This is a genomic window from Ammoniphilus sp. CFH 90114 (assembly GCF_004123195.1).
Lineage (GTDB): Bacteria > Bacillota > Bacilli > Aneurinibacillales > RAOX-1 > YIM-78166.
The window spans coordinates 875,880-887,428 of record NZ_SDLI01000001.1 but is presented as its reverse complement, the minus strand read 5'-3'; the positions used below and the strand labels follow the sequence as shown (position 1 = coordinate 887,428).

At 43.1% G+C, this 11,549-nt stretch carries 10 protein-coding genes and 1 riboswitch; of the genes, 2 read left to right on the top strand and 8 right to left on the bottom strand.

Translation table 11 applies throughout. The features are described from left to right. Nucleotides 1-169: 169 nt before the first annotated feature. The gene (locus EIZ39_RS04645; RefSeq protein WP_129197858.1) at nt 170-1,207 is read right to left on the bottom strand and encodes a ribonucleotide-diphosphate reductase subunit beta; all 1,038 of its coding nucleotides are present in this window, start codon (nt 1,205-1,207) and stop codon (nt 170-172) included. Between the two features lie 27 nt (nt 1,208-1,234). Continuing rightward, nucleotides 1,235-3,460, bottom strand: coding sequence for a ribonucleoside-diphosphate reductase subunit alpha (locus EIZ39_RS04640; RefSeq protein WP_129197856.1), 2,226 nt, complete (start codon nt 3,458-3,460; stop codon nt 1,235-1,237). 139 nt (nt 3,461-3,599) lie between these two features. Continuing rightward, a riboswitch (cobalamin riboswitch) is annotated at nt 3,600-3,796 on the bottom strand. A 162-nt stretch (nt 3,797-3,958) separates the two neighbouring features. Here EIZ39_RS04640 and EIZ39_RS04635 point away from each other — a divergent pair. Next, nucleotides 3,959-4,273 carry a hypothetical protein gene (locus EIZ39_RS04635; RefSeq protein ID WP_129197854.1) on the top strand — a complete coding sequence of 105 codons (315 nt, stop codon included), beginning with the start codon at nt 3,959-3,961 and terminating at the stop codon, nt 4,271-4,273. Nucleotides 4,274-4,351: 78 nt separating this feature from the next. Beyond that, nucleotides 4,352-6,421, top strand: coding sequence for a cation:proton antiporter (locus EIZ39_RS04630; protein ID WP_129197852.1), 2,070 nt, complete (start codon nt 4,352-4,354; stop codon nt 6,419-6,421). A 6-nt stretch (nt 6,422-6,427) separates the two neighbouring features. On the opposite strand, the gene bshB2 is transcribed toward EIZ39_RS04630, so the two are convergent. The 6 genes from bshB2 to EIZ39_RS04600 form a co-directional block, all read right to left on the bottom strand. Then, a complete protein-coding gene (gene bshB2 / locus EIZ39_RS04625; RefSeq protein ID WP_129197850.1) occupies nt 6,428-7,063 on the bottom strand; it encodes a bacillithiol biosynthesis deacetylase BshB2 in 636 nt (211 codons plus the stop codon). Nucleotides 7,064-7,077: 14 nt separating this feature from the next. Next, nucleotides 7,078-7,404, bottom strand: coding sequence for a DUF1806 family protein (locus tag EIZ39_RS04620; RefSeq protein ID WP_240675694.1), 327 nt, complete (start codon nt 7,402-7,404; stop codon nt 7,078-7,080). A 135-nt stretch (nt 7,405-7,539) separates the two neighbouring features. Beyond that, nucleotides 7,540-8,490 carry an agmatinase family protein gene (locus tag EIZ39_RS04615; protein ID WP_129197848.1) on the bottom strand — a complete coding sequence of 317 codons (951 nt, stop codon included), beginning with the start codon at nt 8,488-8,490 and terminating at the stop codon, nt 7,540-7,542. A 6-nt stretch (nt 8,491-8,496) separates the two neighbouring features. Next, nucleotides 8,497-9,429 (bottom strand): S66 peptidase family protein, encoded by a 933-nt coding sequence (locus tag EIZ39_RS04610; RefSeq protein WP_129197982.1) that lies wholly within the window; start codon nt 9,427-9,429, stop codon nt 8,497-8,499. Between the two features lie 176 nt (nt 9,430-9,605). Then, nucleotides 9,606-10,508 carry a C40 family peptidase gene (locus EIZ39_RS04605; protein WP_129197846.1) on the bottom strand — a complete coding sequence of 301 codons (903 nt, stop codon included), beginning with the start codon at nt 10,506-10,508 and terminating at the stop codon, nt 9,606-9,608. An 81-nt stretch (nt 10,509-10,589) separates the two neighbouring features. After that, nucleotides 10,590-11,468, bottom strand: a complete 879-nt coding sequence (locus tag EIZ39_RS04600; RefSeq protein ID WP_129197844.1) for a GNAT family N-acetyltransferase — start codon at nt 11,466-11,468, stop codon at nt 10,590-10,592. Nucleotides 11,469-11,549: the final 81 nt, after the last annotated feature.

The window sequence follows — 11,549 nt, the reverse complement described above, 5'->3', positions numbered from 1 at the left end:
CCAATCCTGTTAGGGGGCTTTAGAGAATTCTCCGCTTATTTGACTCCAAAATGGACGATCCAACTGCTTAACGGAAAAAACTCCGGTTAAAGTCCTGGCAATCTTTTTGATGTCCTATATAAAAACACACCTAAGGCCAAGCAACAAACGCCTGGCCCCTTCTTCCCCCTTATAATTCATCCCAATTCAAATTTGCCGATTTCGAATAAGTCGTCACTTTCTGCTCGAAGAAATCTGTCTTGATCCCGTTCATGTTGCTGAAGCTCTCCACCCACTTCATCGGGTGCTCTGTAACCTCTGGATATAACACCTCAAACCCTAACTTTTGCATTCTCTGATTGGATAGATACTTAATATACAACTCTATAATTTCGTCACTTAGCCCCTCAATTTGATTTTGAGTAATATACTGCCCCCAGCTAATCTCATGCTCTACAGCCGTCCTCATCATTCCCCGGAGTTCTTCAGTAAACTGCGGAGTAAACAAATGTGGATTTTCTTTACGTACTTCTCGCATGATTCCTTGGAATAAGCTTAAGTGAGTCAATTCATCACGTTGAATATATTTGATAACGGAAACGGTGCCGAGCATTTTCCCTTGTCTACCCAAGCAATAGAAGAAACTGAAGCCACTGTAGAAGTAAATTCCTTCTAAAATATAATTCGCCATAATGGTGCGCAACAAATTCTCTTCCGTAGGCTGCTCGATAAATCTCTCATAAAGATCCGTAATAAACCGATTACGTTTTAACAAATGCTGATCTTCTCTCCATTGGTTATAGATCTGATCCCTGACATCAGCTGAGCAAACACTGTCTAATATATAGGAGTAGCTCTGACTATGGACCGCTTCCTGAAAGGTTTGTACCGTGATGCAGAGATTAACTTCTGGAGCGGTAATAAAGTCATTGATATTGGGAAGATTAGTGGTTTGCAACGAATCTAAGAAAATTAAAAAACTGATAATCTTATCATAGCTTTGACGTTCGGCTGAAGACAGATTCTTATAATCCTTCGCATCCTGTGCTAAAGGAACTTCTTCTGGAATCCAGAAGTTATTCATCATCGTGCGATACATCCGCGTTGCCCAATCATATTTCACATTATTCAACTCAATGAGGTTGGTCGTGTTTCCACCAATGATCCGACGTTTTCCCCAATCCCGATCCCCCAACTCGTTAAATAGCTTTTTCTTGTGTATTTCCATGATGCCTTTCCTCCCTATTCCATGAAATTAAGATGAACAACTTTCACACTCTTCCACTTCTAGACTTTGATTTCGGCAATAATAAACGGTCTTCAACCCATTCTCCCAAGCTGATAGATAAAGCTCAAAGAAATCCCTAGCCGATATATCCGGCGTAATATATAAATTAAAGGACTGCGCTTGATCAATATGTCTTTGTCGGACGCCTGCCGCCTTAATACTCCAACGCTGATCAATATGATGAGCCTCCTTGTAATACCAATAAGACTCGCTATTCAACTGAGGAGCTGTTTGTGGGATCAGGGCATTCTTCTTCTCCTCGACAAAGAACCTGCGGAAGATCGGGTCAATTCCAGCGGTAGATCCTGCAATTAACGACGTGGAAGCGGTAGGCGCAATAGCGATCATCCAGGCATTACGGACCCCATTCCGTGCAACTTCCTCCTGCAGCATTTGCCATTCCAAACTATCATAGCCTCGCGAATGGAAGTATTCCCCTGTATGCCAGTCGCTTCCTTCAAAAGCGGGATAAGCTCCTTTTTCCTTGGCCAGTTCCATTGAAGCCTTAATCGTATAATAGTTAATCCATTCATAGACTTGATCCACATACTCCGTATGTTGCTCGGACTCCCAAGATATTTTCTTCTGAACTAACATCTGATGATAACCACTTGTTCCTAACCCCACGGCTCTGTACTTCTGGCAAGTAATCTCGGCCTGGGGAATCGGGTAGTCGTTCAAGTCAATGACATTATCCATCATCCGCATCTGAATCGGGATGACTCTAGCGATATCTTCTCTCGTATTCACCCTCCCCAAGTTGAGAGACGATAGATTACATACGACAAAATCCCCGCTTTTTACTTGAGTCGTAATCAAGCCATTCTCGTGAACTTCATTCACTTTTTCTGTAGCACTCATATTCTGACAAATCTCCGTACACAAATTGCTGCAGTAGATGATCCCTTTATGCTTATTAGGATTAGCTCGGTTCACGGTATCTCGAAAAAAGAAAAAAGGTGTGCCGGTTTCAAAGCTGCTTGCTAGCATCTTCTTCATAATCTCCATCGCAGGCACCGCGTCCTTACTAATCTCAGGATCCTGAACGCAATCTAAATATCTCTCTTCCCATTCCTCTCCCCAAGAATCTTCAATGGAATAACCCTTTTTCTGCAAGATTTCATGCGGGTCAAATAAATACCAAGTCCCTCTGTCTTGAACCGTTTTCATAAAAAGATCAGGGATACAGACACCTGGGAATACATCATGTGCCTTCATTCGGTCATCGCCGTTATTCGTTTTTAAATTCAAGAAGTCTAGAATATCCTTGTGCCAAACATCTAAATATATCGATACCGCGCCTGCTCTTACACCGAGCTGGTCCACAGCAAGCGCCGTATTATTGTAATTTTTGATCCAAGGCACAACACCGCCAGCTACCCCTTTATAACCACGAATATTGGACCCTTTGCTGCGTACCTTCCCCACATAGATACCCATTCCACCGCCATACTTAGAAACTTGGGCAAAGCTCTGATCCACTTGATAGATTCCCCACAGGTTATCAGGAACGGTATCAATAAAACAGCTGGATAACTGATGATGTGGTTTTCGAGCATTGGCTAGAGTAGGTGTAGCTACCGTAAGCTCTAAATTACTCAATACATCATAGAACTGTTTAGCCCACATCACCTTATTCTGCTCTTTCATTGCCAAATGCATGGCCACGCCCATAAACATCTCTTGCGGCAACTCCATTACTTCACCGTTAAACCCCTTTATGAGATAACGATCGGCAAGAGTCTTTAATCCAATGTAGTTAAAGAGATAATCCCGTTCCGGCTTAATATAGGCCCCTAACTCTTCCACTTCATCTGCTGAATAATTCTCCAGGATGTAGGAACCGTATCGCCCCTTTTCCATAAGCTCCTTGACCAACAGATAAAAATCTCCATATCCGAAATGCTTATACCCTCTATGTAAAGCTGCTTCCTTATACAAATCATAAGCCAATAACTTACTAGCCACATACTGCCAATTCGGACTTTCCACACTTGTCTTTTCCGCCGCCACTTGAATAAGAGTACGTTGAATCTCCTTCGTCGTCATTAGGTTTTTAAACTGGGGAAGGAGTTCTACTTCTAACTCTAATGAATCACAGCCCACTTGTCCCTCACACGCAAAATCGATCACTTTCTTTAACTTTGAAAAAATTAATTCCTCTCTATCGCCATTCCTTTTTATAATCTCCATCTCCGCTTTCCTCCCCTAATTTCGTTCCAACATAAAAAAAGGCATCTCCACCTTGACAGAATAGGTAGAAATGCCTCCATATGTAAAAACGCCATCCACATTGGATCATCCTTGGCACCTCCCTATCTCCCGTAGGTTTACAGTGTCAACAAAACAGGCAGGTCTCCTGGCTTAAGGATCATTGCGCCTACCAACCCTTCCCAATCCCCATGGGGATCAGTGGAATCTTGATAGGAACTCCTCTATTACAGTGGCGGGACCGCGTCGGAATTCTGCACCGAACTTCCCTATTAAGCCTTGAAAATGGTCTCAAGGCACCTGTTTGTAACAATATGTTGTTTCACTCAATCAGCTTATATCAACATCTAGTATTTGTCAAATTTTTCTCTTCACCTATCCTAACATAGATTGAGTTCAAAAAGATAGAGTTGGAAGGAAAGTTGCATTCTTTATCCTCGTGGCTTTATGCTTAAGGAAAGTTTTCACGAGGAGGTCATTATGAAAAAAACAGGTATCCCTATCATCGTTGGCTGCATCTTAACGGTCATACTTGCTATTCTGTTTCCGAATTCAATACTAACAGTAGGTATATCTTTATTCTTATTGGGATTACTCGTTCTCGGTGGAACACTTGGGGTTCATCATCGAACGAATTTCACAATGAGCCACCTCCCACCAGAACAAATCAAACATTATAATTCCATAGAGGAAGTGGAAGATGACGTAGAGGCACCCAAACTATATAAAGCGCTGTTTCTTGTATCCCTGCCACCGTTGCTCTACTCCTTAGTCACCTTTCTCGTTCACCAGTAAATGGCATGAGGGGGACACTTCCCCATACAATAAATAATAGCCATTGAAAGAGACAACAGCCAGAAGGGGGAGACAAAAATGTTTGAGCTGCCACTACAACACCCTGTCATGGTTTTTGCTTTATCAATGACCCTTTTTCTGCTTACTCCTATGTTGATGAAACGAATGCGCATCCCCGGCCTTATTGGTCCCATACTAGCCGGAATCATCATGGGTCCACACGGATTTGCCGTTCTTGCACGGGATCAGACCGTTGAACTCCTTGGAACGGTGGGTCTCCTCTTTATTATTTTTATTGCGGGTCTAGAGATGGACATCGATGGGTTTAAAAAATATAAAAATCGAAGTATTTTCTTTGGGCTTCTCTCCTTTATTTTCCCACTATTAATTGGGACTGGAATCGGACTGGGGCTAGATTATAGCTTGTCAGCCTCGATTCTCCTTGGCTCTATTCTCGGATCCCATACCTTGCTTGGCTATCCCATCGCTAGTCGGCTAGGAGTCTCCAAAAACAAAGCAGTCACTACAGCCGTTGGCGGAACCCTTGTGACCGATACACTCGCCTTAATCACGCTTGCTATCATCACAGGGGCTGCTACGGGTCATTTATCCCTAGGCTTTGTTTTATCCTTATTCCTCTCCCTCGCACTCTTTGTCCTAGCTATTACATTAGGAGCTCCGCTAATTACCCGTTGGTTTTTCCGAAACATGAGTCCTGACGGATCTACCTTGTTTACGTTCATCATCGTCATTTTGTTTTTTTCCGCGTTTCTGGCTATGGTTGCGGGTGTTCAACCCATTATAGGTGCCTTCCTTGCTGGCCTCACTCTCAATCGTCTCGTGTTTGACCAAGGACCGCTTATGAATCGAATCCGCTTTACGGCGAATGCTCTCTTCATTCCTTTTTTCTTACTTTCCGTTGGAATGTTGATGGATCTGAGCGTGTTAATCGGGAATCCAAGGGCCTGGATTCTCACGGTTTTCATTGTCGGTGGAGTCATTCTCGGCAAGTACCTGGCTTCCTGGGTTGTCTATAAATTTTATAATTACAATCGGGATGAACTGCATATCACCTTTGGTCTGACCATTCCCCAGGCTGCTGCCACCTTAGCAGCAACATTGGTCGGCTTTAATGTAGGATTATTAGATCAAGCAACAGTCAATGCTGTGATAATTAAAATCCTGGTCACTTGCATCGTTGGTCCTTATTTCGTTGAAAAATACGGCCGAAAAATCTCTCTACTTGAGGAGCAAACTCCATATGTTCAAAGGGATGCGCCTGAACGAATCATGCTTCCTATGACTAAACCAAAGGCTATGGAAATGCTATTTGACCTTGCCTTTGTCTTACGCCAGCAGAACAAGCAAGATCAACCTCTATACCCATTGACTGTTGTAAATAACGAAACAAACACACTAGATGGAGAAATTGAAAACGCGGAAAAGCTATTGGGGCATGCTATGCAATATGCTTCCGGGGCTGACATTCCCATTAAGCTTCTTACCCGAGTGGATCCTAACATCGCAAATGGCATGGTAAGAGCCGTCATTGAAGAGAGAATTAGTATGGTCATTGCCGGCTGGAATGCAAAACAAACAAGATCTCATTGCACGTTCGGCAGTGTACTGGATCGATTTGTTGACCGAACAACACAAGCCATTCTAATAGCCAAGTTAGATCAACCTTTAAATACAACAAAACGGATCGTCGCAGTATTCCCTAGAGGAATGGATCATGCCTATGGCTTTAGAGAGGCGCTCCACCGAATTCAAGGAATGAGCACCGCCATAGGATCGACCTTGCATTGCCTAATTATGGATGAGGATGAGAACGGATTTCTCAACTATCTGTTGGAGAGTCATCACCAGCCACCAACAACGGTGGCGCGAATCTTTGGGTGGAAAACTTTATACGCTACCTACCTATCTACCCCTCACCCTGATGATCTCATTGTGATCTTAAGCGCACGTGCAGGAACGGTAGCTTGGCATCCCGAACTTGAGGTGCTCCCAGGAAAACTAGCTAGAAGAAAACTGCAAAATTTTATTATTTACTATCCTACGGAAGAGAAAGAAACGGATATGCGAGGTACATCAGGCACAGGTCTGCCTAAAGAAGTCCTTCTCAGGAGAGATTTTTACACCTAAGTTTGTCTACTTCAATATCCAAAACCGCTCCGTCCTCATCCGCGGGGCGATCGACTCCTTCCCCTTGTTTAAGGTCTTAATATATTTCATGAACTGAGACGGATAGGCCTTTAAGCAATCCACTTTACGATCCATATAAGTCGTAACATCATTCACTACATCAGGCCCTCCGACCTTGTCGATGTAAGTCTTGAAGACGGCCGATCCATATACGATTGGCCTATCCTCCTCTGGGAGACGGCGTACGGCTTCCACGACGAAAGAACCCGTGATGTCATGATCAGGATGAACACTTTCGCCTGGATAAAACGTAATAATTAACGAGGGAGATATCTTCTTAATAAGTTGCACCAGTTGTCCAATAATGGGCTCTGGATCCTCGAATTCTAGTGTCTTGTCTCGGTATCCGCCTAACCGGAGATCCTTAATCCCTATAATCTCACAAGACTGATTTAACTCCTTCAATCGCAACTCAGGCAACGTATGACGGTTAGCTCCACCTAATCCACGTCCCATTTCCCCCAAGGTTAGACAAAGATAAGTAACTGGCACTCCCTTACTTATGTATTCCATCACCGTTCCTGAGCAGAAAAAAACTTCATCATCCGGATGAGGAAAAACCATTAACACACGTTCATTCATGGGTTCTACGCTCCTTATAGAGGTTCTAGACTAATATGTAGAGCAACTTGGAGTTTTCCGTCCTCGTCATGCCCTTCTAGTAGTAATCGACCTTTTACATCTTGATCATAGACATTTAACCCCTCAGCATAAACCCATCCTATTGGAATTTTAAGTCCTACACGATAGGAGTCATTTCCTTTAATCTGGGCCCGCTCAATATAAACTTGGGCATTCCGAATAAACGTTCCAATGGGACGATTCACGTAAGCCCCTAGTGTTGTTTCAAGATGAATATAACAGGATTTCCCTACAAACGTATCTAAATAGGACTGAACCTCCATTAACTGAATGGTCTTCAATCGCCATCACCTTACCATTTCTTTCTAAAATATAACGTTACTCTTTATTTTCTATGAAAACATCTAAAAAATCAAAGAAAATAGGGAGTACCAGCACACTCTTGGCCAGTCTCCCTTAATTGACATTTGTGATGCTCACAAACATCTTCCCGTAGCAAAGTTTAAAAAAACATGTAGAGCAACCCTCGAGCTCATATCTCGAACATCACGGGTAGGATCCACACATACCATATCCATTCCAACCACCTTAGACCACTGTCCTAGGTATTGGGCAGACCAAAACAATTCGTCTGGCGATACGCCTGAAGGGCCTATCGCAGGTACCCCTGGAACATAACATTGATCTAGTACATCGATATCATAGGTTAAGTAAACAATATCTACTTTTTCCTCTAGATAGTCCTTTGCCCATTCAACAATCGGTTGCATTCCTTTCTTTTTCACATCATTCGACGAGAACAACGTCATACCTTTCTCCTCTGCATAGGAACGATAGGGTTTTGAATTAGCAAAGCTACGCAACCCAATGGTAACCATATCCTCCCCGCGAAGCACTCCTTTCTCAAGTAGACTTCTCATAGGGGTTCCATTGGAAGGACCGCCGTACTTCGTATCTCTGACATCCAGATGGGCATCAAAATGAATTAAACCAATTCGTTTAGATGTTGCACGGGCTAGACCCGCAATAATAGGGTACGTGATGGAATGATCTCCCCCAATGAAAACACCTGTGGTGGAGGGATACTCTCTCCATAAGTACTCCGCCGATCCTGCAATATTGCGATGACATTGGAGAATATCCGTCACATGCATCGCCACATCCCCAAAGTCTGCCGCCTGAAGCTTATTTAATTCCACATCTTCATCCCAATTGTAGGCTTGAAAAGAAGACCAAAGCTTACGGAAGGACTCAGGATGCGTATGAGCCCCCGAAAAGGTAATGGAGCTCTTAGAGAGCGGAACCCCAATGATAGATAAATCCGCCTTACTGGCACCTTGCTGGATCCATTCACTTAAGGGAAAGGTGTAGGGGTCTGCTTTTCCGCCTCTATATTGAATTGTGGGTGAAACGAGAAAATTGGTCATGTGTATCTAAATCACCACACTTTCCTCAATAATCAACTCCCCATCTGTTGCATTTAATCTCGCCTTTACCCCAAAAGGTAAGGTAACCTTGGTAAAACAGTGACCGGCTTGCAGATTGTAAACGGCGGGCTTTCCAAATGGCGTTAGAATATTTTCTGCAACCTGTAAAATATTAAATCCATGAGCATAATTTTCCGACTCACACTCGGTGAAGCTTCCAAGCACAATCCCCGAAGCATCCTTGAACTTCCCAGCTAAAGCAAGCTGCGTAAGCATACGATCTACCTTATAGGCCTCTTCGCCAATCTCTTCAATAAACAAAATTTTCCCCTTGGTATCCAACTCATATGGGGTACCCATCAAGGCCGAGATCAAAGTAAGATTCCCTCCAATTAAAACCCCCTCTGCAACACCCTCAACCAAAGGAATTAGTCTTTCATGATCAGGATTCTGTATTCTGCCAATGGGAGAGCCCTGGGTAACAGCTTGAACCAAGCGGTCCTTCGTAAATTCATCGGCTTCCTTCGCAAGCTCCGACGCGGCCATAGGCCCATGAATTGTGGCCAAGCCGCACTTCTTATGAAATGCCAAATGCAGGGCTGTAATATCGCTATATCCTATGAATATTTTTGGATGTTTAGAAATCAGTTCGTAATCAAGTAAACTTAAGAGTTGTGGGCTCCCATATCCCCCACGTAAACACAAGATCGCGTCCACATCGGAATCAGTAAACATACTCTCCAATTCCTTCGCCCGACTAACAGGATCGCCTGCTAAATAGCCGCCATATTCTTGATATACGCTATCTCCCACTTTCACTTTAAACCCTAGGCTTTCGATCTCCGCAATCCCTCTTTCTACTGCTTCACGCTTTGCTGGTCCTGCAGGTGCCGTTAAACCAATTGTATCGCCCGATACAAGCGCTCTTCCCTTTAATATCATGAATCATCTCACCTTTATTTTTATCCGTTATTTATTTATATTACCATTAATTTCAAATCATGTTTTGCTCAAAATGACGAACCCCCCGCGCAAACGCGGAGGGTTAAATGGAGGTGCGGTGTCTAAGATGGACTATTAGTATGACCTTCAGCCACCCACCTTATACATTTTTCTTAAAGTCTTTTCCCAAATAAGAACCGACCTTTCCAGTGGGCGTTAAAGTCGCCCATTATCACACCAGGTGAACCATAGGTGTGGAGAATTTTATTGTTGCCGGCGTAAATTCCTACGTGTCCTACTATTCGGTTGCTGCTGTAGCGCCCCGGAGTGTAAAAAAACATCAAATCACCAGGTTGCAAATTATTCATGGAGACCCTACGCCCCACATCAGATTGGCTTCTGGAACTCCGAGGAAGATTGACACCGAAGTTCTTGTAAACATGTTGCGTAAAAGATGAACAGTCAAATGTTCTATTTCTTGAGGAATAACCATCTGTACCAAACTTGTAGGGTACGCCCAAAAACTTTTTACCGTATTGAATGACCGCAGTTCCACTGAGATTAGCCCTACTTTGTGTAGTTGCCCCATCCCCTGCATTCTCAAACGTTAAACGAGGAAGCTCGACGGTTCTTGTCGTTGCATTCCAAGTGACTGGAGCATTAAGCAAAGAAGATATAGATGGCTCTGTAAGATGAAGCTTGCCGTTAATGAGAACAGGCGGCGATGGTAGCGGAACCGTCCGATCTCCGGATAAAGCCTGCGAATCTCCAACTCTAACCCGGTAGAGGGGATCTGTAAAGCCAAACTCCCCCATTTTCTGTTCCTCATCCCAATGACTGCGCAAATCCAGCGCCTTCATCACGGGATCAAGCGGGATAAGGGCTTGACCATTATTATGTACCCGAACGGTAATATCTTTAGCAGCAACATTTCCCTGGCTGACAATCTGTACATTCTCAATGGTGGAAGTTTGTTGTACCCGAGCTTCATTACCTGGAGTATTACCACAGGAAGCAAGAAGAACTCCAGCCACAACCAGCGGAGTAAAACGCGCAAAAAGGCGTGTTGTTCCCAATTTGATCACCTCTAAAGAAGTAGTAGCGTATTCGTATACGCTTGTTCTTTAGGGTGCAATTTTCTTAGAAGGAATATACACTTAAGCCTGTGAAGTAATCGGATGTTTAAAATACTTTGGCAACTCCAAGCCCTCTTTTGCCCTCATAAATAGTTTCTCACCCCCTATAAACAATGCCTTGTCCAAGGAGGGATCAGCAGGTGTGAAATAAAAAATGACTTCCGTCGTTTCATGGGGACAAATTCTTTGTAAGACCCTTTCCAAATTCACTTCTCTTTGAGCGATAAGATCAAAGAGGTGAAGAGTATTCCCATCCAACTTATAAATAATAATTACTTCTTCTTCTTCGATAAAGTAAATATCATTACTGAATACGTTTATGCAATAAAAAAGAAGAATTCCTTCTGCCTGCTTACTCCCAAACAACGGTGAGACAGGCCATCTCCTTGACGCAAAGTTAAAGATAAAGGACAAGTCCCGTTTGTTTGACCCATCCAGCTTTACTAGACCGTTCAGAACAGGAGAGGAGGAGTTGGTGTAACTTAAGGAAAACTGAAATTCGTCTACTGGCTTAAATCCAAATTTAGGATAATAATCAAGTACGCTATGATTGGCGAAAAGATAAATGAGATCGACTTGATTTTCATCATCCTCTAAGACCTTCTTCATCAAACTAGCAGATAACCCTTGGTTCCGGTATTCTGGCTTCGTCATTACGGTTCCAAGTTGAATAGCCTTTCTTTGTTGGCCTTCAATCATAAGACTTATCTTATTGACCGAGACATTGGCAACCATCTGCTCTCCATCCCAATAAGAATACGGTACATATCGATCATCCCAATATCCATGAGAAAACCAGGTTTCAAAGCTAATTCCAAAGATCTGTTTTGCCATCTGATCAAATGATTCACGATACCTTCGTTCCTGTTGATAGCCTTTTACGAATAATAGTTCTTCCATATAAAATTTCTCCTTTTCTCTCTTTCTCTAGATTAATACCTTTCTGACGTAAATCAAGTATGTTAAGTTACACTCATTCTA